The sequence below is a fragment of the Ammoniphilus oxalaticus genome (assembly GCF_003609605.1).
Taxonomy (GTDB): Bacteria; Bacillota; Bacilli; order Aneurinibacillales; family RAOX-1; genus Ammoniphilus; species Ammoniphilus oxalaticus.
The window spans coordinates 203131-227623 of sequence record NZ_MCHY01000007.1 but is presented as its reverse complement, the minus strand read 5'-3'; the positions used below and the strand labels follow the sequence as shown (position 1 = coordinate 227623).

24 protein-coding genes are annotated in these 24493 nt (G+C 44.1%); 17 read left to right on the top strand and 7 right to left on the bottom strand.

The features are described 5' to 3' along the window. Nucleotides 1–197 precede the first annotated feature (197 nt). The 3 genes from BEP19_RS06075 to BEP19_RS06065 all read left to right on the top strand — a co-directional run bounded on the left by BEP19_RS06075 (nucleotide 198) and on the right by BEP19_RS06065 (nucleotide 991). Entirely contained in the window at nucleotides 198–422 is a 225-nt protein-coding gene (locus BEP19_RS06075; RefSeq protein WP_120188985.1) for a DUF896 domain-containing protein, read from the top strand. A gap of 67 nt (nucleotides 423–489) precedes the next feature. Further along, nucleotides 490–795, top strand: a complete 306-nt coding sequence (locus tag BEP19_RS06070) for a hypothetical protein (RefSeq protein ID WP_120188947.1) — start codon at nucleotides 490–492, stop codon at nucleotides 793–795. A 4-nt stretch (nucleotides 796–799) separates the two neighbouring features. Next, nucleotides 800–991 carry a hypothetical protein gene (locus tag BEP19_RS06065; protein ID WP_120188946.1) on the top strand — a complete coding sequence of 64 codons (192 nt, stop codon included), beginning with the start codon at nucleotides 800–802 and terminating at the stop codon, nucleotides 989–991. Between the two features lie 87 nt (nucleotides 992–1078). Here the strand turns inward: BEP19_RS06065 and BEP19_RS06060 are convergent, their stop codons facing one another. The 5 genes from BEP19_RS06060 to BEP19_RS06045 form a co-directional block, all read right to left on the bottom strand. Then, a complete protein-coding gene (locus BEP19_RS06060) occupies nucleotides 1079–1282 on the bottom strand; it encodes a cold-shock protein (RefSeq protein ID WP_120188945.1) in 204 nt (67 codons plus the stop codon). Between the two features lie 214 nt (nucleotides 1283–1496). Beyond that, nucleotides 1497–1976 carry a CarD family transcriptional regulator gene (locus tag BEP19_RS06055; RefSeq protein WP_120188944.1) on the bottom strand — a complete coding sequence of 160 codons (480 nt, stop codon included), beginning with the start codon at nucleotides 1974–1976 and terminating at the stop codon, nucleotides 1497–1499. 144 nt (nucleotides 1977–2120) lie between these two features. Beyond that, a complete protein-coding gene (locus BEP19_RS17580; protein WP_170145285.1) occupies nucleotides 2121–2282 on the bottom strand; it encodes a hypothetical protein in 162 nt (53 codons plus the stop codon). A gap of 66 nt (nucleotides 2283–2348) precedes the next feature. Beyond that, nucleotides 2349–4484, bottom strand: a complete 2136-nt coding sequence (recQ, locus tag BEP19_RS06050; RefSeq protein WP_245983393.1) for a DNA helicase RecQ — start codon at nucleotides 4482–4484, stop codon at nucleotides 2349–2351. Between the two features lie 83 nt (nucleotides 4485–4567). Then, nucleotides 4568–5239 (bottom strand): tetratricopeptide repeat protein, encoded by a 672-nt coding sequence (locus BEP19_RS06045; RefSeq protein WP_120188943.1) that lies wholly within the window; start codon nucleotides 5237–5239, stop codon nucleotides 4568–4570. A 161-nt stretch (nucleotides 5240–5400) separates the two neighbouring features. Here BEP19_RS06045 and BEP19_RS06040 point away from each other — a divergent pair, with 161 nt between their 5' ends. Further along, a complete protein-coding gene (locus BEP19_RS06040) occupies nucleotides 5401–5742 on the top strand; it encodes a YolD-like family protein (protein WP_170145284.1) in 342 nt (113 codons plus the stop codon). 405 nt (nucleotides 5743–6147) lie between these two features. On the opposite strand, the gene BEP19_RS06030 is transcribed toward BEP19_RS06040, so the two are convergent. Next, complete coding sequence (locus BEP19_RS06030) at nucleotides 6148–7077, bottom strand: manganese-dependent inorganic pyrophosphatase (RefSeq protein WP_120188940.1); 930 nt, start codon at nucleotides 7075–7077, stop codon at nucleotides 6148–6150. Between the two features lie 247 nt (nucleotides 7078–7324). Here BEP19_RS06030 and BEP19_RS06025 point away from each other — a divergent pair, with 247 nt between their 5' ends. Beyond that, nucleotides 7325–7639: a hypothetical protein gene (locus tag BEP19_RS06025; protein ID WP_120188939.1), complete on the top strand. Its 315-nt coding sequence runs from the start codon at nucleotides 7325–7327 to the stop codon at nucleotides 7637–7639. Nucleotides 7640–7765: 126 nt separating this feature from the next. Here BEP19_RS06025 and BEP19_RS06020 read toward each other — a convergent pair whose 3' ends face one another. Continuing rightward, nucleotides 7766–8311 (bottom strand): hypothetical protein, encoded by a 546-nt coding sequence (locus BEP19_RS06020; RefSeq protein WP_120188938.1) that lies wholly within the window; start codon nucleotides 8309–8311, stop codon nucleotides 7766–7768. A gap of 160 nt (nucleotides 8312–8471) precedes the next feature. On the opposite strand from BEP19_RS06020, the gene BEP19_RS06015 reads away from it, so the two are divergent. The 12 genes from BEP19_RS06015 to accC all read left to right on the top strand — a co-directional run bounded on the left by BEP19_RS06015 (nucleotide 8472) and on the right by accC (nucleotide 24458). Further along, a complete protein-coding gene (locus BEP19_RS06015; RefSeq protein WP_120188937.1) occupies nucleotides 8472–8948 on the top strand; it encodes an acyl-CoA thioesterase in 477 nt (158 codons plus the stop codon). 39 nt (nucleotides 8949–8987) lie between these two features. Next, nucleotides 8988–10796, top strand: coding sequence for a helicase-related protein (locus BEP19_RS06010; RefSeq protein ID WP_120188936.1), 1809 nt, complete (start codon nucleotides 8988–8990; stop codon nucleotides 10794–10796). Between the two features lie 339 nt (nucleotides 10797–11135). Beyond that, entirely contained in the window at nucleotides 11136–12386 is a 1251-nt protein-coding gene (gene ilvA / locus BEP19_RS06005; protein ID WP_120188935.1) for a threonine ammonia-lyase IlvA, read from the top strand. A gap of 580 nt (nucleotides 12387–12966) precedes the next feature. Beyond that, nucleotides 12967–13710 carry a metal ABC transporter ATP-binding protein gene (locus BEP19_RS06000; protein WP_120188934.1) on the top strand — a complete coding sequence of 248 codons (744 nt, stop codon included), beginning with the start codon at nucleotides 12967–12969 and terminating at the stop codon, nucleotides 13708–13710. Then, complete coding sequence (locus tag BEP19_RS05995; RefSeq protein WP_120188933.1) at nucleotides 13710–14570, top strand: metal ABC transporter permease; 861 nt, start codon at nucleotides 13710–13712, stop codon at nucleotides 14568–14570. Before BEP19_RS06000 ends, BEP19_RS05995 begins: the two co-directional genes overlap by 1 nt. A 37-nt stretch (nucleotides 14571–14607) precedes the next feature. Beyond that, the gene (locus BEP19_RS05990) at nucleotides 14608–15579 is read left to right on the top strand and encodes a metal ABC transporter solute-binding protein, Zn/Mn family (RefSeq protein WP_120188932.1); all 972 of its coding nucleotides are present in this window, start codon (nucleotides 14608–14610) and stop codon (nucleotides 15577–15579) included. A 147-nt stretch (nucleotides 15580–15726) separates the two neighbouring features. Next, a complete protein-coding gene (locus BEP19_RS05985) occupies nucleotides 15727–17793 on the top strand; it encodes a methylmalonyl-CoA mutase family protein (RefSeq protein WP_120188931.1) in 2067 nt (688 codons plus the stop codon). Next, entirely contained in the window at nucleotides 17790–19952 is a 2163-nt protein-coding gene (scpA, locus tag BEP19_RS05980; protein ID WP_120188930.1) for a methylmalonyl-CoA mutase, read from the top strand. The genes BEP19_RS05985 and scpA overlap by 4 nt, the downstream gene beginning before the upstream one ends. 11 nt (nucleotides 19953–19963) lie before the next feature. Further along, nucleotides 19964–21028, top strand: coding sequence for a methylmalonyl Co-A mutase-associated GTPase MeaB (meaB, locus tag BEP19_RS05975; RefSeq protein WP_120188929.1), 1065 nt, complete (start codon nucleotides 19964–19966; stop codon nucleotides 21026–21028). A 13-nt stretch (nucleotides 21029–21041) separates the two neighbouring features. Next, nucleotides 21042–22592 carry an acyl-CoA carboxylase subunit beta gene (locus BEP19_RS05970; protein ID WP_120188928.1) on the top strand — a complete coding sequence of 517 codons (1551 nt, stop codon included), beginning with the start codon at nucleotides 21042–21044 and terminating at the stop codon, nucleotides 22590–22592. 17 nt (nucleotides 22593–22609) lie between these two features. Beyond that, nucleotides 22610–23113: a biotin/lipoyl-containing protein gene (locus BEP19_RS05965; RefSeq protein WP_170145283.1), complete on the top strand. Its 504-nt coding sequence runs from the start codon at nucleotides 22610–22612 to the stop codon at nucleotides 23111–23113. After that, nucleotides 23106–24458 carry an acetyl-CoA carboxylase biotin carboxylase subunit gene (gene accC / locus BEP19_RS05960; RefSeq protein WP_120188926.1) on the top strand — a complete coding sequence of 451 codons (1353 nt, stop codon included), beginning with the start codon at nucleotides 23106–23108 and terminating at the stop codon, nucleotides 24456–24458. The genes BEP19_RS05965 and accC overlap by 8 nt, the downstream gene beginning before the upstream one ends. Nucleotides 24459–24493: the final 35 nt, after the last annotated feature.

Sequence of the window (24493 nt, the reverse complement as noted above, 5' to 3'; positions counted from 1 at the left end):
CACCCCCTCTGAATTCTTATATATATAGCTAGCTAGATTATGTATACAAATTAAACGTTAATTATCTAAAACTATTATAACAAGCATAGGTAAATTATACAAACATAAGTTCGAAAGAATCGATGTGAATTAGACTGTGCTCTAGGGAATATGATATAATAATTCGACATCTTTTTAGAGAGGGGACGATTCATTTGGTGACTCCCGAGAAGATCGAGCGGATCAATGTGTTGGCTCGCAAAGCGAAAACAATCGGATTGAATGACCAAGAAAAGGAAGAACAGGCGGCGTTGAGACAGGAGTATATTCAAGCGATGCGTAACTCCTTAAGGGCAAACTTGAATTCACTCAAAATCGTTGACGAAGAAGGGAACGTATTGAAAGATTACGGTGATGATAAATTAAAGGACAAACCTCATTAAAGGGGAAAGGGGGCTGCGAAGCCCTCTTTATGAGCATAGGTTACATAACGAGAAAAGAGGAATGAACGTGAGTGTTCGGATTCGCTTTAATCATGAGCAGTTAGAAGCGTTAGTATTAGCCCATCTTCGTTCACAATACCCGCAATTTAATTTGCGGGACGCAATATTAGAGTCCAGCACGGGCGTTGGCGATGAAGTTCGTTCGTGGTGGATTGCCTGTGAACACCAGGATGGCAACGAATCTATCATTGAGGATGAACAAATTCTACTTTTAATTCAAGAAGATAAAGGCTGGCAAAAGATCAAAGAACACCGTGTATCTGTTACAGAACGAGAAGGTTTTATTTTGGAAGTAGTTGGTTTAGACAGCTAGGGGATTGAAAGGAAAGATCGTTTTGATATTCTTAGATGAGGAATTGCATTTGATTGAAAAGTTTGGTTTCAGATTAGAAGGCTCTGTGTTCGTTCACGCAAAGATGGGAATCGAGCGAGACGCAGAAAGTTTTAAAGGATTTTCTTCCTTAGCGCAATTAGAAGATTACGTTAAAACGGTGTTAAGAAGCATATGAATAGAAGACCAGTAGGCGTCTGGATGATGCCTGTATAATGGAGAAAGAAGAAGGCGCGCCTGGCGTCTTCTTCTTTGCTGTTTGCAGTTATAATTTAACTACATTTTCAGCTTGAGGTCCACGATCTCCTTGAACGACGCTGAATTGCACGCGTTGTCCTTCGTCTAGAGATTTAAAACCATCGCCTTCAATTGCGCTAAAGTGCACAAATACGTCACTGCCGCCTTCTACTTCGATGAAGCCAAACCCTTTTTCTGCATTAAACCACTTTACTGTTCCTGTTGTTTGCATTGCATAATACCTCCAAAAAAATTATTATAATATGCGGCATTAAATAAAAAATTCACATATTATAACGGGTATCAATTTCATTAAGTGATACTCCCCTTATAACATGTGAATTATCGACCTAAAATATTCATTGTTGTTCAAGTATATCATAGCCGTCGGGCAATAACTTTTCTTTTTTATAGTGAAGATGAAAGGAGGAACGGAGCCTCCTTTTTTACTCTTCGATGACTTTAGTTAGCAGTTCTGAAGCATCCTCTTGTTCAATGTTGTTAACGAGGCTGACTTCACTAATCAGTAATTGTTGGGCCTGATCAAGCATAGCTCTGTCATCTGTGCCTAAAGTTCTTTCTCTACTCATGCGGGTTAAATCTCGGATCACTTGCGACCCTTCATAAATATCTCCGCTCTTCAGCTTATTCATATTATTGCGGTATCTATGGTTCGGATTGGCGATCGTTTCAGTTTCTCCCTCATGAAATTGGTTGAAAACATCATCAATGATGGAAGGTTCAACGAGCGGCCGAATGTTTAGATTAGATATTTTTTCTTTAGGGATCATAATTTGCATTTCTCTGTAAGGAAACTTAATGATAAAGTAGAGTTGTTTTTCACCGAGGATCTCCTTCTCTTCCATCGATTCAATAACCCCTGCGCCGTGCATGGGATAGAAAATCTTGTCTCCTACCTTATACATAACTACACCCCCTTAGGCATTATTATTTAATTATAACATATTTGATAAGAAAATTGTAGATATTAGTAGGGATATCGACATATTGTCGAAAACTCCCATAAAGAAAGCCCCCTTTGTTAGGGGACTCGCCATTTTCCTTAAATGTTAATTAGATGACTCTCGCTCGGTTTGGAAAAGTGGAGTTCCTGAATATAGATCCACCATTAAATAGCGCTCAGCCCGCTCAGCATCCATTTCTAATGCTTCAGCGCCGTTTAGCAAACTCTCCTCTAACTTTTCCATCTTTTTCATAGACCATATTTTCAAAACGTTCACATCCTCTTAACAGATTTTACGTAGTTAGTTCAGAATAGGATGCCCCGTTTTCTGCGTTTACATGTGACCATTTTTAACAAGCGCAGCTTTTATCGTAGTATAATCTAACTCGTCCGGCAAAGCTTCTTTGAGCGGTCTTAGCCTTTTCTCAGTAAGTTCACTATGTTTTTGTAAAATTAATTGTTCTGTATCTTCGGTAAAGAAAAGCGACCAATCGAGTGGGTGTCCATCTCGGTAAGCTTGAAATAAATGATTTTCGATCGTTTGCTCGGTTAACTCGCGTTCTGCGGCAATTTCCTCAAGGGAACGACCTTCTTCAAATAATTGGTACGTAACCAAATGGCTTGGATTTTCCCTGTCTTTTATTCGGGTCGCGCTTCGCGTTTCCGCTCTGTTCGGTTTACCATATTTCGCAACATAAGTTTCGATTGCTTTCATAAAAGTATTTCCATACTGTTCGAGCTTCTTTTCACCAACCCCTTTAATGCCTAGCATTTGCTGTGTGGTTTCAGGGATAAACCGACACATATCGCGCAGCGTTGCATCCGAAAAGATGAGGTAGGGGGGCAACAGTTGTTCATCGGCTATTTGTTTGCGCAACGCTCTTAGATGATCAAACAACTCGTCATCGAATTCCCGCGTTGCTTGACTTTCTTCCGCTTGCTGACGAATCCAAACCAAAGCTTCGCCTTTTAACACATCATTGGCTTTCGGCGTTAAAGCCAGATTTAAATATTTAGGATCTTGGATATACAAATATCCGTCAGCTAAAAGGTAGTGGATCCAATTAACAATCGTTTTCTCTGTGTAGTGAGGAAGCAAGTTGTACGTTGAGAGGCGATCAAACCCGAGCTCTAACACCCGTTTGTTTTTGGATCCTTTTAATACTTGAGCGGTAATCGTCGCCCCATAACGTTCCCCCATCCGCTTCACACAGGAAAGAATCATTTGGGCCTCGCGTGTGCGGTCTTCCTTTTCACCCTCGTCATTGCAATTACTGCAACGCCCGCAGCGGAGTTCCTCGACATCTTCCCCAAAATAAGCTAGGATATATTGCTGCAAACAGCGATCAGTATGCCCGTAATTCGCCATTGCTTGTAATTTCTCATACTCTCGTTCTTTGTTTTGCTCATCCATAAAAGAGCGCTCGATCAGAAAGCGTTGGAGTTGAATATCTTGGGCGGCGAATAACAGATAGCACTGACTCGGTTCGCCGTCTCGTCCCGCTCTTCCGGCTTCCTGATAATACGATTCAAGATTCATCGGCAGGGCATAGTGAATTACATAACGGACGTTTGATTTATCAATGCCCATCCCAAACGCATTGGTTGCGACCATGATTGTGGCCTCATCCTGAATGAAGTCCGACTGGGCTTGTTGGCGAGCGACCTCGCTCATCCCAGCATGATACCGCGCCGCTTTCAGGCCTCGTTCATCAAGCAATTGATAAATTCGATCTGTTACTTTGCGTGTTGGGCAGTAAATGATTCCCGACTCTTTTTCGTGGGACTGTATGTATTGCAAGATAAAATCAGTTTTATCGATCCCTTTTAAAACTTGAAAGTGGAGGTTTTCTCGAGCAAATCCTGTGTTAACGGTATCTTCCGGGGTAATCGACAAAATTTGTTGAATATCCCGTATAACAGCATCGGTTGCCGTGGCTGTCAGGGCAATCGTGACTGGAAGATTCGGGATTTGCTGAAGAGTTGATGTTATCGAACGATAGCTTGGTCGAAAGTCATGTCCCCATTGTGAAATGCAATGAGCCTCATCAAAGGCGATCAGGGAAAGCGGAATGGAACGAATCACATCCATAAATTCGCGTGATTCAAACCGCTCTGGAGCAATATATAAAAACCGATACAACCCAGCTTGTAAGTTGTCCAGTCGTTCTCGCTGTTCGGCGTGGGAAAGAGAACTATTGATATACGTTGCGGATATTTCTAATGCGTTTAAGGCATCTACTTGATCTTTCATGAGAGAAATGAGCGGCGAGATAATGAGCGCTGTTCCGTCCATAATTAGTCCGGGTATTTGGTAACAGAGTGATTTTCCGCCGCCCGTCGGCATTAACGCCAATGCGTTTTGTCCGTTTAAAACGTGTTTAATCATCGCTTCTTGTCCCGGTCGAAAGGTAGAAAAACCAAAATATTGTTGTAATATACGGCGCGCATTGCTGAACAATTTCATCATCCTTTTGAACTCATTTTAATGTTATGAAGGAGAACCTTTCCTCGCAAAATATTACTTGAGGGGGAGGAAAGGCCACCCCTCAGTTATTTGCCTCCTTTAAGGCGGGCGAGGAGCGCCCATCTTCTTTGTTTCCGTCGTAAATATCGTGGTAAGCTGCTGTAGATCATGCAAGCGTCTTTAAAGGCGGTTTGAGCGTCTGCGCGGCGACCTAACTGGTTGTATAGCTTTCCTAAACGATAGTGCGTTTCCGCGGACGAGGAATTAATCGCAGGGATCTTTTCTAAGTAGTCTAATCCTTTTTGGGCATCGCGAACGCTGAATATTTCTCCCAGTTCCAGATAAGGTTCCCCGTATCGAAGTGATGGCTCCCGCGTTAAGGCCTCTAAGATGAGCTGCTCGCCTCTTTCCATGTCGCCCGTTTTTAAAAGGCAAAGTCCCCATTCATAAAGCGCTTCAGAAGAGTCTGGTATTTTTTTCGACACTTCTTCCACAAAAGGCAGCGCTTGATCGTACCGTTTCCTCTCGATAAAGATCCTAGCTAATTCTTGTTTGTTTCCAGTGTGGTGGGGATTCAGACTTAGTTCTTGTCTTAATTTAGCAGCTCTGCTTGCCATTTGGATCGGTCTTGCAATACTCGGAAATAATCTAACATAACGTCGATCTAAGAAGTAAAAAATGACAAGCAGTAATAAAATAGAGAGAAAGGGACTCCCCGTAATCCACCAAAGAAGAGAAAATAAAATAAATTTACTCAATTTGTCACCTGCTTTTATCGGGAGATCAGCCGCTAAAGCGGCGTGTTTCTATCATCCATCTGCTTCATTATAAAGGACCTTGCTCGCCCCGTAAACTTGCCTAATGCTTTCTTGTTGCGATATAATGCAAACGTATGTTCCTATATAAGGAGAGGGTGGGATTGGCGAATCGAGATGAACTGATTAAAGATCGAGGGAATATTAAATGGACGTCGATGATGCTGGCTGAACATCGTGGGCTCCTACAACAGTTAGAGGAGAGCGCTCGTGATGTTAATCCGCCTGTTAAGAGCGCGGAAGAACTAGCTGAGTTAGCAGAGCAAGCAGCCTGGGCTTTGGAACAAAGGCGGATTGTAACGATTAGCTATTGGCAAAACAAAAGAAAGCAGACAACGAGCGGACTCATTAAGCAGATTGATCGGCGGACACAAGCTCTGATGATCGTAACAGAGTGTGGCGGCGTGAGTTGGATCGCGGCTAAAACCATTTTTTCATTCGAGTAGAGGTGGCAATATTTTATTAAAATGATGAAAAATTCCTAATATTGTATTATAATAGTAAAAGAAGACAATATATGGATGGGGATTAGATGTGAAACCAACATTAACAAGTTCTGAAATAATAATGAAGCTCGGGGTAAAGGAATATCGTTGTTGGCTTTATTTAAAGGAAAGGGATTTTAAACGGCCTCATATCGATGAAATGGTGAGAGATCTAGGCGCTCACGCGAAAACGATCCGGACATGGATAAAAAAACTGGAAAAACATAAATGCATTTAACCCAGACAACAGGTCCGGGTTTTTTTCTTTGTTAAAAAGAGATGTCGTCCGAGAAAAAAGAAGAGAGGGTCATCACTATTCAAATGTGAGCCCTCTCTATGCTTTAATCAAGACAACTTAAATTGTTATTATTTTGTAAGTGTGTCAGTTAATGGCGGCACAACTTGCTTTTTACGGGAAACAACGCCTTTTAGCAACGCGGTATTATCTTCTAGCTTTACTTGGTAAGCTTTTTCCACTGCAGCCGATTGGTTACCTAGAGCCATACCGACAGAATCATTGTTTAAAATATCTGTGACAATCAGTAAGAATAAGTCCAGATTTTTCTCTTCAATCACACGCGAGACAGCGGCCTCTAATTCAGCCTTTTTAGACATGATGTCATTTGTATCGACCGCATTGACTTGCGCGATCTCTACTTTATAATTGCCCATTTGGAATTCTTTGGCGTCAAGCGATACGAGTTCGTCAACGGTTTTATCGCTCAGGTCGGCGCCCGCTTTCAACATTTCCAAGCCATAGCTTTGGGCGTCTACGCCAGCGATCGCAGCCAATTCTTTAGCGGCCGCGACATCTTGTTCTGTGCAAGTAGGCGATTTAAATAATAGTGTGTCAGAAATAATCGCAGATAAAGCAAGTCCCGCAATCTTCGGCTCGATTTCAACACCGTGTTCTTTATACATTTTATTTAAAATCGTTGCTGTGCATCCAACCGGTTCAGCTCGGTAGTATAGTGGATCGCTCGTTTCAAAATTGGCGATGCGGTGATGATCAATCACTTCAAGAATACGCACTTGATCAATGTCATCCGCGCTCTGTTGGCGTTCGTTATGATCAACTAAGATGACATTCCTTGCTTCCGTCGCGACTTTTTCTACTAATCGCGGAGCTTCGACTTCAAAGTGGTTTAAGACAAACTCTGTTTCTTTATTTACGCCGCCCAATCGGATCGGCTCCACTTTATCTCCTAGTTTCGTTTTTAGGTCAGCATACACAAGGGCTGAACAAATCGAATCGCTGTCTGGGTTCTTGTGCCCAAAGATTAGCGTTTTCTCCATTACTCTTCTCCCCATTCTTTAAGATGAATTTATTCTTATCATAACCTAAATTCTTCCGTCGCTCAATTGTCACTTTTAGATATGTTCATGAAAGTCTAAATTAAATATTTACAATATTCAAAAAATAACATATAGTAGTGATTAATGAATCGCGGAGGGAGGAGTACATAGCTTTTATAAAGAAACGATGAAATAAACAGAGAAGATAGGGTAGGGGTCATCTTTAAACAACTCAGGAGGCGAAGAGATGGCTTATAACAAGGTCTTACCGCGGCGCAAGATTCCGTTCGCAAGTGTTCATCATCTATTAACGGCCCATGGCTTTAGGAAATCGGGTTCGGAAGACTATCCCATTTATCAAGCTAAACTGCAAGACGCTTCAACACAAACTGAGTACCGAATCCATATCCCTATACAACTCGATTCACAGAGTCAATACGTCAAACTTGGCAAAGTATTTATGAATGATGTTGAGTTGATTCCATCTTCGATCTTGAATGCGATCTACTGCAAGCTAAAAGAAATTGCGGATTATTTATACAAAGCGCGTGTAACAGCGTAGGCCGACACGCGCTTAAAAAGAGTAGGCGTGGAGAAACCGACTTGGTTTTCTTTGCGCCTGTTTTTGTGTTTTATTGGGGTTGCGCGAGGGAAGAAAATCCGCGCAAGTGAGTCGGGCGGATGGTTCTCATCCCTTTATTTTCCGCTTAAACTGTTCTACGGTAAGCCCGCCAAGATTTTGAAAACCGAGTCCGCGCAAAGCAATTGTTTTTCCTTCAAAAAGGGGATAAACACCTTGCCATCCGCCGATAATCGTATAGAAACTTGTATCGGGTATCTTTTTCAAAAAGAAAAAGTAATTTTCCTGCGCGAGCGCCCCCGGATACTTGTTGTTTAAAGGATTGCTCGTTTCTGGCAGGGGCTGAAGCCCAGGAATAATGACGGTTACGCTCGAGACGGTTGATCCTTTTAAGACCTTTCTCACATCGATCCTCTGCAATTCATGGACGATTGTAAAGGCTCCAACCTTTTGATTTGTTGGAATTTGTTGCTCAGAAGGCCTTGGACGTCCCCGCGCAATCAAATCAGCTTCTTGGATTAACTCAGAACTGGATGGAACAGGGGTTAAATCGAGTTGAAGGGAAGCGATGTTTGTTTCCGCTGTTACCGTTACAAAGCAGCCAAAAGAAACGATGGTGAGGACGAGAAAGAGCAATTGTTTTTGGTGTTTCATCTATGGTAATCTCCTTTTTAAAAGCGATATCGATCACTTCTATATTTGGAATTCCGTTAATTTATTATGTATTCTTAGAGAACATCTGTAATATCCTTTCCTTTCTATACAATATGATTTATCTTTAAAGTATCATGAGGTAAGGAGAGAGTGAGATTCAATGAATGCGCGTCCTACTAGTTATTCCAGAACGATACGCACTTCCCTTGTGTTGCCCCCGGATACAAACCATTACGATTGTATTTTTGGCGGGAAAATATTAGCTTATATCGATGAAGTGGCTGGGATTGCCGCCATGAAGCACTCACAAAATGCTGTGGTGACGGCATCGTTTGATTCTGTGGATTTTCTTTGCCCAGTGAAAAAGGGACAGGCGATCACAGTCGAGGCCTTTGTGACGTGGACGGGCCGCAGCGCGATCGAATTATTTTCCCGCGTTATTTCGGAGGAATTGTTGACAGGCGAGAAAAAACTGACCGCGACATCGTTCATTACGATGGTTGCGATAGATGAGCATGGTCATCCTATTCACGTGCCGCCTGTGATCCCTGAGACGAAATTCGAAAAAGAACTGCATCAAACAGCTCCAGAAAGACAAAGATCCCGAAATAGAAGAAAGAAGAACTTTTCCATGTAGGCCAAAACAAACCGTGTGTAGATAGAGGAGCGTTGTGTTATGTCTTTAGCTCACCTTTCAAAACAGCTCGAACAGATTGAAAGCCAACTTGCATCCTCCGAAGAACCGTTAATGACCCTTTCTGCCGCGCGAGCGACGAAACAAGAGGGCGTCCTGATTGTCACGATTCAGACTGTTTCAACTTGGATGCATCAAATTTATAGATCAGTCGGAACAACAGACCCGCTGTATCAAAAGGCAGAAGCGATAAGTGATCGATTAAAAGAGAAAATGAAGCGAATCTCGGAAATTATCCTGCAATCGATCAACGAAGAGTATGAGACAAAATTTCAGTTTGAAGATGTATTTGCGGAAGACCCAGGCTATTATTACCGACATGGCATTTTGCAAACGATTCAAGCGGTTGGCGTTTTGAACGACCTGTTTCAAAAATTATTAACTGAAAAAATTCCATCCCATCCACGCGATGAATACCCGTTGGCGCGCCAAATGCGACGCGTTTTCATTCTTCACACGGGTCCGACAAATTCAGGTAAGACGTATGAGTCATTGCAAAGATTAAAGGAGGCAGAAAACGGTATTTATTTGTCGCCGCTGCGTTTGTTAGCGCTTGAAGTCTATGAGCGTCTAAAACAGGATGGCGTACCTTGTGATCTGTTGACAGGAGAGGAAGCTCAATTTAGTCCAGGGGCTCGACATGTTGCCTGCACGATTGAAAAAGCAGATTATGCGACCGTGTTCGATGTGGCTGTGATCGATGAGGGACAAATGATCGCGGACCCGAGTCGTGGTTATGCTTGGAGTCGCGCGATACTTGGGATTCGCGCCAAAGAAATTCACATTTGCTGCGCTCCCGAGGCGGTCGTATTGCTACAGAAGTTAATTGCTGACTGCGCCGACGAAGTTTATATCCAACGGCATCATCGCCATACCCCGTTGCTTGTCGAGGAATCTTCTTTTACATTCCCTGAAGACGTAAAAGCGGGTGATGCGTTGATTGTCTTTTCACGAAAAGAAGTATTGCGTGTCGCTCAATCGCTGGCAAAACGTCACATATCTTCAAGCGTAGTCTATGGAAATCTCCCGCCAGAGACGAGACGGAAGCAAGTTGATCTATTTTTAAGCGGGGAAACGGAAGTTGTCGTTTCAACAGATGCCATTGGGATGGGTCTCAATTTACCAATTCAACGCGTCGTTTTTTTGGAAACGGAAAAATTTGACGGGACAGAGATCCGTCCTTTAACATCACAAGAGGTTAAACAAATTGCGGGTCGAGCTGGACGAAAAGGAAGCTTTGATCGCGGTTATGTAAATGCGGTTACGGAGCTCGATAAGATGAAGCGGAAATTAGCGGTCAAGGAGCGGGACTTGGCGTTTGCTTATATCGCGCCGCATGACTTTACTATTTTACAATTACCGTTTGGGTCCTTGCTAGAACGATTGAAAGCATGGACACAATATGAAGTGAAGGTGGCTCATTTTCGCAAGGCGGATATCTCTGAGGAATTAGCTTTGCTCGAATTAGCCGCAGAGTACGAAGCTATTTTGCCGCATGAAGCACTATATAAAGCGATAACGATTCCATTTAACTATAAAGAAGCCGATTTGCTTCGACAATGGTTTGATTATTTGGATTGTCTAAAGCAGAGTCGTTCCTATTTGCCGAAACCGAAACTCCGTAGATACAACTTAACAGCGCTAGAAACGTACTATCGGGCGATTGGGCTCTACTATTCATTTTCAACCAAATTCGGAATGGCCTATGATGCTCGTTGGGTGCGTAGAGAACGCAGAAAGTCTTCTGAATCAATCCATCAGTTGCTAAAGAATCAAGCGCAAACCGTTTAAACTATCTAAGGTGTCGGGGGGGGGGGGGACCCTATCGACGCCTTGGCTTTCTGTCCATTACTTTTAGTACAATTCCTCTGGGTCAAATCCACACTAGTCTATCTTCGGCGAACTACCCTTTTCAGTTGCCCTTGTGATAATCAAATTGGATAAATCTGCTTCGTTATAACAAGTTTTATCTGCCAATTTTTATTTTCCCCTTGTCAGGAAAGGCATTTAAGGTAGAATAAATAGTATTCATAATTTTTTCGGATGCGGGAAGGTCTTCTGCCAGACCAGATACAAAAAACTAAGGCCTCGCGCGCCTTAACTATTGAACGTAAGCGGGATAGAAGGAGAATGAGAAAAATGAGCATGGAAGACATCATTGTTGCTAACCATATGCTGAAAGAGGTTGTCTTCAAGACGCCGTTACAGAAAAATCAGATTTTGTCGGATCGTTTTAACTGTCAAGTATATTTAAAGCGTGAAGATTTACAAGTGGTTCGTTCCTTTAAAATCAGGGGGGCTTACAACAAGATTCGCAGCCTATCAGAAGAGGAACGCGCGCGAGGCGTCGTTTGCGCGAGCGCCGGCAACCACGCGCAAGGCGTTGCTTTTTCTTGTCAGCAAATGGGGCTTCATGGGAAAATTTTTATGCCAACGACAACGCCGAGACAAAAAGTTTCGCAAGTCAATTTGTTTGGAGGAAAGTTTGTCGAAGTGATTTTAGTTGGAGATACTTTCGACGATTCCTTTGCGGAAGCAATGAGGTACTGTGAAGAACAGCAGATGACATTTATCCATCCTTTTGACGATCCACATGTCATTGCCGGGCAAGGAACGGTAGGGATGGAAATTATGAGTGAAATTGAAGAAGAACCTGTCGATTATGTTTTCGCGGCAATTGGTGGCGGTGGACTGTTGTCTGGGGTCGGGACTTACATAAAAGGAGTCAGTCCTTCCACCAAAATTATCGGTGTTGAGCCAGCTGGCGCTCCTTCAATGAGTCAATCGCTTAAACAACAAGATATTGTGACATTGCAAGACATTGACAAATTCGTTGATGGCGCGGCTGTGAAACAAGTTGGCCATCTGACGATGGAAATTTGCAAAGAAATAACGGACGATATCGTTGTGGTTCCGGAGGGAAAAGTGTGCACGACGATTTTGGAACTTTATAATGAAAATGCGATCATCGCGGAACCTGCCGGGGCTTTGTCGATTGCGGCGCTTCATTTTTATCGGGAACAAATTAAAGGGAAAACGGTTGTTTGCATTATTAGCGGTGGAAACAACGATATTGATCGGATGCAGGAGATCAAAGAGCGTTCCTTAATTTATGAAGGATTAAAACACTACTTTATGGTTAATTTTCCGCAACGAGCGGGAGCGCTTCGCGAGTTTTTAGATAAAGTACTCGGGCCGAACGATGATATTACACGTTTTGAATATACAAAAAAGAATAATAAGGACAACGGACCTGCCCTCGTCGGGGTTGAACTAAAGAACCCGCGTGATTATCAACCTTTGATGGACCGGATGGAGGCGCATGGTATTCAGTGTATTGAGATAAATAAAAATCAAGACTTGTTTAATCTATTAATTTAGTTGTCTAAATAAAAAACATTATTTGATTTAATTCAGCCAAAGGATAAAACGGACGCGGAGCCGTAACCTTTGGCTGAATTTTTTTTCTAGACAAACACCAAAAAAGTGTTTACAAATTTGAAAAGATTGGTTATGATGAACGGAAGTTGCACTAGGGAAACATATTTGTCTGAGGGCAAACTACGTTCAAACAAGCTGTATGATAAATATTTTCATTTTGACAAAGGATAATAGTCACATGTCAACGATAAATCGAGTACCTTTACATCAGGAGATTAATTTGTACCTATTTCGTCTTGGCTATAAACAATCAGATTCTTGACCTGCTCTGAAGGAGAGAGCTCTTGGAATACTGTAATCTGCCAAAGACTTTAAATAAATGTAGCTAAATTAAGTTAAATCGTAGCCTAGGATAATTTTAGCGGAAAGGTGTTTACAAATGGAATAAAAGTAGTTACTATAATCTAAAAGTTGCCCACAGGCAAATCTCTTTACCAACTCAAACATCCCTTTCCAAAAAATGAAATTTAGGGAGAAATAGAAAGTCCGATTGAAAGAATGGAAGTAGAGGTGAACAACGATGGGAAAAGCGGTATCTGTGCGCCATTTGCATGTATCGTACTATGGCAATGAAGTCATTCACGATGTCAGTTTTTCTACAGCAGAGGGGACGTTGGTCGGCATTATCGGTCCGAATGGAGCTGGTAAATCAACGTTGATGAAAGCGGTGTTAGGGCTGATTCCAAAAGATAGGGGAGAAGTTCAGATCGGCAACAAACCAATTAGAGCGATGCGGAAAAATATTGCTTACGTACCGCAACGGAGCAATATTGATTGGGATTTTCCGATTCTTGTCAAGGATACAGCGCTCATCGGCACTTATCCTAAGCTAGGTCTGTTCCGTTTTCCTAAAAAAGCGCAGAAAGAGTGGGCGATGGAATGTTTGAAACAAGTGGGCATGGAAGGTTTTGCAAATAAACAAATTGGTGAACTGTCGGGCGGTCAGCAACAACGCGTATTTTTAGCGCGAGCGCTTGCCCAGAAAGCAGAATTTTTCTTTTTAGACGAACCATTTGTCGGTGTAGATGTCGCCAGTGAAGAAGTGATTATCAATATTTTAAAAAAATTACGCGATGAAGGAAGAACAATCTTTGTTGTTCATCACGACCTAACCAAAGTGGAAAATTACTTTGATGAAATCATTTTAATTAATAAGGAGCTGGTGGGAGCGGGTCCTGTAAAACAGGTATTCCAACCTGGCTTAATGCAAAAAGCGTATGCTGCGTCGTTTCCTTTGGTAGAAAGTTTTGGGGGCGGAATGTAATGGAGTTTATTTCCGATTTAATGACATACGAATTTCTGCAGCGCGCCATGATCACATCGATTATCGTTGGAATCATTTGTGGCGTAATCGGAAGCTTTATCGTTTTGCGCGGGATGGCGTTAATGGGTGATGCAATTTCGCACGCAGTTCTGCCAGGTATCGCGATTTCATATATGCTGGGCATCAATTATTTTTACGGCGCGGTCGTCATTGGTGTGCTTAGTTCACTTGGGATTAGTTTAATTAGCCAAAACAGCCGTATAAAAATTGACTCTTCTATTGGAATAGTTTTTTCAGCGGCTTTTGCTTTAGGAATTATTTTAATCACAATGGCTCAAAGCGCAACGGATCTTACCAAAATATTATTTGGAAACGTCTTGGCAGTTAGACCGACCGATATGTGGTTAACACTTGTTGTCGGCGGCATCGTGATTCTGACAGTTATTCTGTTTTATAAAGAATTGCTTGTCTCTAGTTTCGATGAAACGATGGCGGCAGCCTATGGACTGAAAACGAGACTGATTCACTATTTAATTATGGTGTTGTTAACTTTGGTCACTGTCGCGTCATTGCAAACAGTTGGCGTCATTTTAGTTGTTTCTATGTTGATTACACCTGCATCGACGGCTTATCTGTTAACAAATCGTCTTTCATTGATGATTCTTTTGGCGGCCGTTTTTGGGGCGATCTCATCCATTACCGGGATCTACTTCAGCTTTATTTATAATTTGCCATCAGGACCTGTCATCGCTTTGGTGACAACGACTATTTTTTTGTTAGCCTTTGTGTTTTCACCAAAACAAGGATTGTTTTGGCGAAAACTTAGAGCAAATAAACATAAATCAATTACAAATTCATAATGTAGGGATTATGAAATGGGGAAAGGAAGTTTTTTTGATGAAGAAATGGTTTCAAATGACACTGCTTGCGTGCATGTCAATCTTATTATTTACCGCATGTGGAAATGGCGCGACAACTCCACCGTCAACTGGGGATGACGAGCTCGGACAAATAGAAAAGGGAGAGAAATTAAAAGTAGTCACCTCTTTTACAATTATTGCGGATCTCGCCCGTGAAATTGGCGGCGATGAAGTTGACGTGTACAATCTAGTGCCAACTGGAACGGATCCGCATGAATATGAACCGCTGCCAGAAGATAATAAGAGAGTGACAGACGCTGACATTCTTTTTTATAATGGATTGAATCTTGAGGGCGGAAAAGACGGTTGGTTTTTCAAAACGATCGAAGCCGTTGGACAAAAGGAAGAGAATGTGTTTAGTCTGACCGAGAAAGTAGAACCAATGTACATTAGCAGTGAAGATGGACAGGAAGAAGAAATTAATCCGCACGCGTTTCTTGATCCGCATGTTGGCATTTTGATGGCTGAAGCGATGCGTGACGCATTCATGCAAGTGGATACTGACAATAAAGAGAAGTATCAGCAACGTGGAAATGAGTATATTGAGCGTTTAAAAGAAGTTGAGGAGCAATACGCAGAAAAGTTAGGCGCGATTCCGAAAGAAAAACGTTTTCTTGTAACAAGCGAGCGCGCGTTTCAATACTTAGCAGATCGTTATGACTTAGAAGAAGGATATATCTGGGCGATCGATACAGAGGAAAACGGCTCACCACAACAGATAAAATCACTAGTTTCTTTCTTGCATGAAAATCAAGTGCCGATTTTGTTTGTTGAATCTAACGTAGATAAGCGTCCAATGGAGACCGTTTCTAAAGAATCCGGTGTTCCGATTTATGAGAAGCCGATCTACTCCGATGAGATTGGAAAGCCAGGTGACGAGGTCGATACGTATATGAAATATTTGAATTACAATTTAGATGTGTTGGCAAATGGATTAAGTCAGTCATAATCTTATACAATAGCAGGCCAGGAGAACAACTCGTTTTCTTGGCCTGCTTTCTTTTTGGAATGTTCCATTCAAAGATCCAATAAGATAGTGATAATCGTATCTTTGGGGTAGTGTCAATGACGGGCCGACCTAGAAAGGGGATTAGCCATGGTTAGAAAAGAAGAGCAAGCGGGTCGTCAGAAACGATTGACCTTGGATGAATTTCCAATCCCTGACTATAAAGACTGGCTTAAAGCAGTAGAAAAATCATTAAAAGGAAAATCAAGTAATAGCCTGACTTTTAAGACGTACGAGCAAATTGAATTGAAAACAATTTATTCAAAAACGGATGGGGAAGCGTTAACAGATAGAGAGAGATTAATGAGAAGTGCTTCCCTTGAAAATCGTTGGGAAGTGAGTCAACAGCTAGCCGAGTCGGATCCTCAACGATTTGCCGCAATCGCAGCGGATGCTTTCAAACAGGGGCAAACAACGCTGCGCATGCAATGGGCTTGCCCCCATCAATTAGCCGAGACGGTTTCGCAAAAAGGATTAAATGTGTCTAATCTTGTAGATTTGGAAACAGCGCTGGAAAAGATCAAGTGGGAACAAGTTCCCATTTTTGTTCAAGCTGGAGCCGTTAGTTTTCCCACGATTTGTTTTTTAGCCGCATTAGCAAAAAAACAGAGGAAAGATTTCAGTATCGTACAAGGTTGTATTGGAGCAGATCCATTTAGTGAATGGGTACGTAGAGGTACCTTACCGATCTCAACGCGACGAGCCTTTGATCAAATGGCTGAGACGATTCGATGGACACAGACCCATGCGCCTGCGTTGAAAACGATTTGTATTCAATCAACCCCTTATCATGATGGCGGCGCAAACGCAATTCAAGAACTGGCTTTCATGCTCGCGACAGCCGTTGACTATATTCGGGCCTTGCTCAAACGCGGCTTAACGATCGATCCAATTGCCAGCCAGATTCAATTTTCCATCTCTATCGGTTCTTCCTTTTTTACTGAAATTGCAAAATTACGAGCCGCTCGTCTGCTTTGGGCGAGAATTATCGAGGTGTTTGGCGGGACGCCCACATCACAGCGCATGGTATTACACGCCCAAACCTCATTTCAAACCAAAACGTTGCTCGATCCCCACGTTAACATTTTAAGGGCGACGACCGAGGCTTATGCAGCGATTATCGGGGGAGCCAATAGCCTTCACGTTTGCTCTTTTAACGAAGCAACGGATCCGCAAGATAAGCAGGCCCAACGAATTGCCCGTAATACGCAATTGATCTTAGATCATGAAGCCCATGGATCGAAAGTGATCGACCCGGCTGGCGGATCATGGTACATTGAATCGCTAACCGATACGATGGCGCAACGAGCCTGGCAACTTTTTCAACAAGTGGAGCAATTAGGCGGCATGCAAAAGGCATTATTACAGCGCTTTCCCCAACAAGAAATTGCGAAAATGGCGGAAGATCGAAAACGTAATGCAGTGACTAGCATCGATCATTGGATTGGCGTTAATGTGTACCCGAACCTCAATGAAATTCCTCGCAATGATCACACCACTACTACATATAAGTCAAGTAAGCAGTCGGATGCTCTCTCAAACCAGTTCAATAAACTAAAACAGCAGATCAAACGAAAGCCGACGGCTTGGTTGAATTTAATGCTTGAGGCGACGTTAAACGGTTTGACACTCTACGAATGCTACGAAGTGATTGATATTGCTCCGCCTGAACTAACGATCCAGCCAATTCGGCCAGAACGCCCAACAGCCTCTTTTGAAAACTTGCGGTTAGCCGCTGCTCATTATCGAGAAAAAACCGGATCCTGGCCAAGAGCGCTTTTACTTAAACTCGGCGTACAGGCTAAACATCAGCGACTTGCTGTTTTTAGCGAACAATTTTTGGGTATTGGCGGATTTGAAGCCGTTTCGAGCGAGAACTTCTCAACGGTGGAACAAGCAATGAACACGATTCACCCCAACCTCAACAAAATCGTTGTGATTTGCGCTGCCCCGAAGATTGAACCACTACAAATTGCTCATTTAGCAAGGCATCTCAAAAGTAGAAATCCCGATTTATGTTTATTAATGGCGGGTTTGCCCGCTAAAGAGGACCTCGAACGCTTTCGTCAAGCTGGGATCGATGATTTTATCCATGATCAGATGAACAATATAGAGCTGCTCATGCAATTGCAGCGAAAGAAGGGGATCAGATCATGAAGGAATTTCCGGATTTCACAAAAATATCCTATCGCAACCAATCGAAGAAGCGGAACAGAAAGTCGTCACAAGCGGTGAAACAGCCGTGGCAAACGGCTGAACAAATTGAGCTTCAATCATTTTATACAAAAGATGACTTGAATAAATCTCAAACCCCTCACCTTGGGTATTTGTCAGGGATTCCTCCCTTTTTACGCGGCCCTTATCCGACCATGTATGCGTTGAGACCATGGACGCTCCGTCAGTATGCCGGGTTTTCAACGGCGGAAGAGAGCAATGCTTTTTATCGACGCAATTTGGCGGCGGGGCAAAGAGGACTATCTATCGCATTCGATCTAGCTACACATCGCGGTTATGATTCCGATCATCCGCGGGTGGTTGGCGATGTGGGGAAAACGGGTGTTGCGATCGATTCAATCTTAGATATGAAAATCTTATTTGAGGGAATCCCGCTTGATCAGATGTCGGTATCGATGACAATGAATGGAGCGGCGCTGCCCGTTCTTGCGTTTTATATTGTCGTTGCGCAGGAGCAAGGCGTGTCCCCGTCTGAACTGAGCGGCACGATTCAAAACGATATTTTGAAGGAATATATGGTACGCAACACGTATATTTACCCCCCATCGGCTTCCATGCGGATCGTTGCCGACATTTTTTCCTATACTGCAAAGCGCATGCCAAAGTTCAATAGTATTAGTATTTCTGGTTATCACATGCAGGAGGCGGGAGCGACAGCTGATCTTGAATTAGGTTATACGTTAGCGAATGGGTTGGAATATGTGCGAACGGGACTTGCAGCAGGCTTGGATGTCGACGCCTTTGCTCCGCGTTTGTCATTCTTTTGGGCGATTGGTATGAACCATTTTATGGAGGTTTCTAAATTGCGCGCGGCGCGGGTGTTGTGGGCCAAGTTAATGAAAAGTTTCCAACCTAAAAATGAGCGTTCAATGGCATTGCGGGCTCATTGCCAAACATCGGGTTGGAGTTTGACGGCGCAAGATCCGTTTAATAATGTGACTCGCACGTGTATCGAAGCGATGGCGGCGGCAATGGGCCACACACAATCATTGCATACGAATGCGTTAGACGAAGCGATTGCATTGCCAACCGATTTTTCAGCTCGCATTGCCCGTAACACACAGTTGTATTTGCAAGAGGAAACAGGCATCTGTCAAGTGGTCGATCCGTGGGGTGGCTCTTATTACGTCGAAGCGTTGACCGCGCAATTGATGGAACGAGCTTGGCAACATATTTGTGAAATTGAAGAGTTAGGAGGGATGGCGAAAGCGATTGAAAGCGGACTGCCAAAAATGAGGATCGAAGAAGCCGCCGCGCGCCGACAAGCTCAGATTGATTCGGGTAAAGAAAAGATTGTCGGCGTCAATATTTATCGTTTGGAAGAGGAGGAACCACTTGAAATTTTAGAAATTGATAATGCGGCCGCGCGAGAACGGCAACTCCGTCGCCTGAAGGAATTAAAGGCGAATCGGAACGAAGCAAAAGTGAGGGAGACCTTAACAGCCATCACACAAGCCGCGCGTAGTGAAGGAGGAAATTTGCTGGAATTAGCGATCGAAGCGGCGCGAGCGCGCGCCACTTTGGGGGAAATTTCAGCTGCTTATGAGAAAGTGGTTGGGCGCCACCAAGCGCCGATTCGCGCCATAAGCGGCGTCTATCAAGCTGAGTATGCCGACCAAGAGGCAGTGCGTCTCACACGTCAAATGACCGATGAGTTCGAACAAGTTGAAGGACGACGCCCCCGAATTTTGATTGCAAAAATGGGGCAAGACGGGCATGATCGCGGCGCAAAAGTGATCGCCACCGCATTTGCTGACCTTGGTTTTGATGTTGATATCGGACCGTTGTTTCAAACGCCGTCTGAAACAGCAAAGCAGGCCGTTGAAAATGATGTCCACGTGATTGGTGTCAGTTCATTGGCTGGCGGGCATAAAACTTTGGTGCCGCAACTCGTGGAAGAGCTAAAAAGACAAAGTCGCGGGGATATTGCAATCGTGATTGGCGGTGTGATCCCGCCGAAGGACTATGACTATTTACGAGAACAAGGGGCGGTTGCCATCTTTGGGCCTGGCACTGTCATCCCTGTCGCGGCTCAACAGGTGTTACGGGAAATCGTTAAACGACTAGAAGATGCAGATTAGAGGCGGATCAAATGAAAAATGAAAATCAAAATCAAACGCCTCCTTTATTCCGAAAAAAGAGAATGCCATCCAGGACGAGCGATGAATTTGTCAAAGGTGTGTTGCAACAAAATCGAACGATGCTTGCCCAAACGATCACGTTGATTGAAAGCGGTAGTCCAGCTGATGTCCTGCTGGCTCAAGACGTGTTGCGTCAATTGTTGCCATATACAGGGAAATCCATTCGAATTGGTGTGACAGGGCCCCCGGGCGCGGGAAAGAGTACATTGATTGAAACGCTCGGAACGTATTTGTGCGGGTGTGGTTTCAAAATCGCTGCCTTGTCGATTGATCCGAGCAGTCCGCGCGCAAAAGGGAGTATTCTTGGAGATAAAACACGCATGGAAAAATTAGCTCGTCATCCACAAGCATTTATTCGGCCTTCGCCGTCAAAGGGAGCGCTCGGAGGTGTTGCGCGTAAAACAAGGGAGGCGATGCTCGTCTGCGAAGCTGCTGGCTATGATGTGATCATCGTGGAGACGGTCGGTGTTGGGCAAAGTGAGACAGCCGTTCGGGCCATGGTTGATTTCTTCCTGCTGCTGCAAATGATCGATGCGGGGGACGAGTTGCAAGGGATAAAAAAAGGGGTGATCGAGCTCGCGGACGCCATTTTAATTCATAAGGCTGACGGAAAAAATCGACAAGCCGCGCGCCAGTTGCAAGTTGCTTTTAATCAATGGCTTCACTTGATCCAACCCGCGACAACAGGATGGCAAACAAAAGCGTATACGGGGTCTTCGCTTTGTAACGAGGGAATTCGAGAACTATGGGATGTCATCCGTGATTTCAAACGGGAGACGCTGCGAACAGGGACATTTGAGCGGCGTCGAGCGGATCAAGCCATTGACTGGATGCAAACGACAATCAAAGAGGAACTGCAAGCCCGTTTTTACGCCAACCGAAAAGTTCAGGAGGCATGGCCCGCAATCGAAGCCGCTGTCGGTAGCGGCTCGTTACCCGTGAGGCAGGCTGTTTCCGAGTTACTTGATCTTTTTCTATCGTCGCATCGGGATAAACGGGACGTTGAGGAGAAGTAAAAGGAGGCGCGCTATGAGTATGCATGATAAAATTGATGAGCTAAGGAAGCGACAGAAAAAGGTTGAACAAGGTGGAGGCGAGCAGCGTATCGCCGCGCAACATGAGCGTGGAAAATTAACGGCGAGAGAGCGGTTGCGCTTGCTACTCGACGCGAACAGCTTTGTGGAGCTAAATGCTTTCATGAAACATCGCGAGACGAATTTTGGCATGGATCAAATCGAGGCGCCTGGCGAAGGGGTCGTGACAGGATACGGAAAGATAGATGACAGGCTTGTTTACGTATTCGCCCAAGACTTCACTGTGTTTGGCGGGGCGCTGGGGGAAATGCACGCCAAAAAGATTACGCGGATCATGGATCTTGCCGCGCAAAATGGAGCTCCGATTATTGGATTAAATGATTCTGGCGGCGCCAGGATCCAAGAAGGTGTTGTCTCATTAGATGGATACGGACATATCTTCTATCGAAATGCAATCTATTCTGGTGTTATTCCCCAGATTTCTGTTATTATGGGACCATGCGCCGGCGGCGCGGTTTATTCACCCGCCCTGACTGATTTTGTGTTCATGGTGGAGGAAACAAGTCAAATGTTTATTACGGGACCGCGTGTGATTGAAACAGTGACAGGCGAAAAAATATCAGCTGAACGATTAGGCGGGGCTCAAGTGCATGCTAGCATTAGCGGCAATGCTCATTTTACGGGGAAAACAGAGCAAGAGGTCCTAATTAAGGCGCGTGAGCTGATTCGTTATCTTCCGCAAAATCATAAGGAACGACCGCCGTTGAAACCTGTTGCAGAGCAAGAAGAGGATTGGCGAGAAGATTTAGCAAAAGTAGTTCCCGTTGAAGCAACCAAAGTGTATGATATAAGAGATGTTATTTACCAAGTTTTGGACGATGCTCGCTTTATGGAGGTACAATCAGATTTTGCCAAAAATATCGTAATCGGTTTTGGTAGAATCCGAGGGCGAAGTGTCGGCTTGATTGCCAATCAACCGCGCGTGCTAGCCGGTGGCTTGGACATTAATTCTTCGGATAAGTTATCCCGATTCATCCGTTTTTGTGACTGTTTTAATATTCCGTTAATAACTTTTGAGGATGTAACTGGTTTTTTTCCAGGAGTAAAGCAAGAACATGGAGGGATTATTCGCCATGGCGCAAAAATTTTATACGCTTATTCCGAAGCAACTGTTCCGAAAATTACCGTCATTTTAAGAAAAGCGTACGGCGGGGCGTATGTTGCCCTTAATTCAAAATCAATCGGAGCGGATCTCGTTTACGCTTGGCCAAGCGCGGAGATTGCGGTGATGGGTCCAATTGGGGCTGCATCTATTATTTTTTCGAAAGAGATTGCGAAGAGCGAACATCCGGATGTGACGCGCGCGGAGAAAATATCTGCCTACCGCGAGCAATTTGCAAATCCGTATGTTGCCGCGGCCCATGGCATGGTTGATGAGGTCATCGATCCGAGGGAAACACGGATTAAGTTAGCTCATGCGTTAGATATGCTAAATAATAAGATGGAATGGCGTCCTGGGAAAAAGCACGGGAATATGCCATTATAGAAAAAGGAGTTTCGTGTATGGTCAACATAGCAGAAGTAGCAGAACTGATTAAACTAGTCGATCAATCATCGATTGACGAGATCGAACTACGAGACGAAAATATATGTATCCTGTTGAAAAAAGGGGCGCAAGGGGAACAAACGGTTGCTTTACAACCGCTCCCCGCAACTGCTATATTGGAAACGGCATCCGATCAGGCGGCCGTTTCCAATGGAGCAATCGATGAGGTCGAGGATCTGCGGGAAGTGGCGTTAACGCCACCAATGGACCTGCCGATCATTGAAATCGCGTCTAATTGGGTCGGTGTGTTTCGTTCGTCTGTAAAACTTGGCGATCAAATTAAAAAGGGCCAGGTCGTATGTCGGTGCCATGTGGAAAGCTTGACACTTACGCATGATATTCATTCCAATGTAAACGGGGAAATCATCGATATATTAGTTGAGGACGGGCAATTCATTGACTATGGACAACCTTTGTTCATCGTCCATGATCAGGACCCAAGGAGGAAGAACGATGTTTAATAAGGTGTTAATTGCAAATCGGGGAGAAATCGCGGTTCGGATCATACGAGCGTGTCAAGAGATGGGCATCCAAACGGTCGCCGTCTATTCGGAAGCTGACAAAGAGGCTTACCACGTTAAGCTTGCGAATGAAGCGTATTGCATTGGTCCGACAGCGTCTAAAGATAGCTATTTAAATATGACGAACCTAATCAGTGTCGCATCTCATGTCGATGCGGACGCAATTCATCCAGGTTATGGATTTTTGGCGGAAAATGCAAATTTTGCGGAATTATGCTCCGCGTGTAATATGACGTTTATCGGACCGGATGTGGAAGCCATTACGAAAATGGGTGATAAAGCAGTCGCCAAAGATACGATGCGAGCCGCTGGTGTTCCAACTGTGCCTGGCACAGACGGGTTGATCGATCATGTTGATGATGCGGTTAAGATTGCGGATGAAATCGGCTATCCCGTTATCGTAAAGGCGACTGCGGGCGGCGGTGGTCGCGGCATGCGTGTAGCGACAAATCAAGACGCCTTAATTAAGGCGATTCGTCAATCTCAAAAAGAGGCTGAGACCGCCTTTGGTAATCCGGGTGTTTACTTGGAAAAATATTTAGAAGAACCGCGCCACATTGAAATTCAAATTATGGCCGACAAACATGGGCAGGTTGTTCATTTAGGCGAGCGGGATTGTTCGATCCAACGACGGCATCAAAAATTGGTTGAGGAAGCGCCATCACCAGCATTGGATCCAACGTTACGAGAAGAGATGGGCAATGCAGCGGTTGCGGCCGCAAAAGCGGTTCGCTACCAAGGCGCGGGAACCGTCGAATTTTTGCTTGATAAACATGGCCAGTTTTACTTTATGGAAATGAATACACGCATTCAAGTCGAGCACCCTGTGACCGAGATGATCACGGGAGTTGATCTGATCAAGGAGCAAATTTCTGTTGCGGCAGGTGAACCGCTTTCATTTACACAGGACGATATTCACTTAGACGGATGGGCGATTGAGTGTCGTATCAATGCGGAAAACCCAGCTAAAAATTTTATGCCTTCACCCGGTAAAGTGGAAAGCTACTTGCCTCCAGGCGGTTATGGTGTTCGCGTTGATAGCGCCGTTTATCCAGGTTATCAAATACCCCCTTTCTACGATTCGATGGTCGCAAAACTAATCGTCTGGGGTCGTGATCGTGATGAAGCCTTGCGACGGATGAGACGGGCGTTGGACGAATTCGTGATTGAAGGCGTGAAAACAACGATTCCTTTCCACCTCAAACTTTTAGAGCATCCCGCATTTGTCGAAGGGAATTTTAATACAAAATTTCTAGAAACGTATGAGTTAGATGTAGACGAATAACAAGAATAGTCCCCCCGAATAGGTGGGACTATTCT

What these genes read in the sequence shown, in the direction of transcription:
- BEP19_RS06060 (WP_120188945.1), bottom strand. Translation starts at nt 1,282, where the DNA reads ATGCAAACAACAGGAACAGTAAAGTGGTTTAATGCAGAAAAAGGGTTT.
- BEP19_RS06055 (WP_120188944.1), bottom strand. Translation starts at nt 1,976, where the DNA reads ATGTATAAGGTAGGAGACAAGATTTTCTATCCCATGCACGGCGCAGGG.
- recQ (WP_245983393.1), bottom strand. Translation starts at nt 4,484, where the DNA reads ATGATGAAATTGTTCAGCAATGCGCGCCGTATATTACAACAATATTTT.
- BEP19_RS06030 (WP_120188940.1), bottom strand. Translation starts at nt 7,077, where the DNA reads ATGGAGAAAACGCTAATCTTTGGGCACAAGAACCCAGACAGCGATTCG.
- BEP19_RS06025 (WP_120188939.1), top strand. Translation starts at nt 7,325, where the DNA reads ATGGCTTATAACAAGGTCTTACCGCGGCGCAAGATTCCGTTCGCAAGT.
- BEP19_RS06020 (WP_120188938.1), bottom strand. Translation starts at nt 8,311, where the DNA reads ATGAAACACCAAAAACAATTGCTCTTTCTCGTCCTCACCATCGTTTCT.
- BEP19_RS06015 (WP_120188937.1), top strand. Translation starts at nt 8,472, where the DNA reads ATGAATGCGCGTCCTACTAGTTATTCCAGAACGATACGCACTTCCCTT.
- BEP19_RS06010 (WP_120188936.1), top strand. Translation starts at nt 8,988, where the DNA reads ATGTCTTTAGCTCACCTTTCAAAACAGCTCGAACAGATTGAAAGCCAA.
- ilvA (WP_120188935.1), top strand. Translation starts at nt 11,136, where the DNA reads ATGAGAAAAATGAGCATGGAAGACATCATTGTTGCTAACCATATGCTG.
- BEP19_RS06000 (WP_120188934.1), top strand. Translation starts at nt 12,967, where the DNA reads ATGGGAAAAGCGGTATCTGTGCGCCATTTGCATGTATCGTACTATGGC.
- BEP19_RS05995 (WP_120188933.1), top strand. Translation starts at nt 13,710, where the DNA reads ATGGAGTTTATTTCCGATTTAATGACATACGAATTTCTGCAGCGCGCC.
- BEP19_RS05990 (WP_120188932.1), top strand. Translation starts at nt 14,608, where the DNA reads ATGAAGAAATGGTTTCAAATGACACTGCTTGCGTGCATGTCAATCTTA.
- BEP19_RS05985 (WP_120188931.1), top strand. Translation starts at nt 15,727, where the DNA reads ATGGTTAGAAAAGAAGAGCAAGCGGGTCGTCAGAAACGATTGACCTTG.
- scpA (WP_120188930.1), top strand. Translation starts at nt 17,790, where the DNA reads ATGAAGGAATTTCCGGATTTCACAAAAATATCCTATCGCAACCAATCG.
- meaB (WP_120188929.1), top strand. Translation starts at nt 19,964, where the DNA reads ATGAAAAATGAAAATCAAAATCAAACGCCTCCTTTATTCCGAAAAAAG.
- BEP19_RS05970 (WP_120188928.1), top strand. Translation starts at nt 21,042, where the DNA reads ATGAGTATGCATGATAAAATTGATGAGCTAAGGAAGCGACAGAAAAAG.
- BEP19_RS05965 (WP_170145283.1), top strand. Translation starts at nt 22,610, where the DNA reads ATGGTCAACATAGCAGAAGTAGCAGAACTGATTAAACTAGTCGATCAA.
- accC (WP_120188926.1), top strand. Translation starts at nt 23,106, where the DNA reads ATGTTTAATAAGGTGTTAATTGCAAATCGGGGAGAAATCGCGGTTCGG.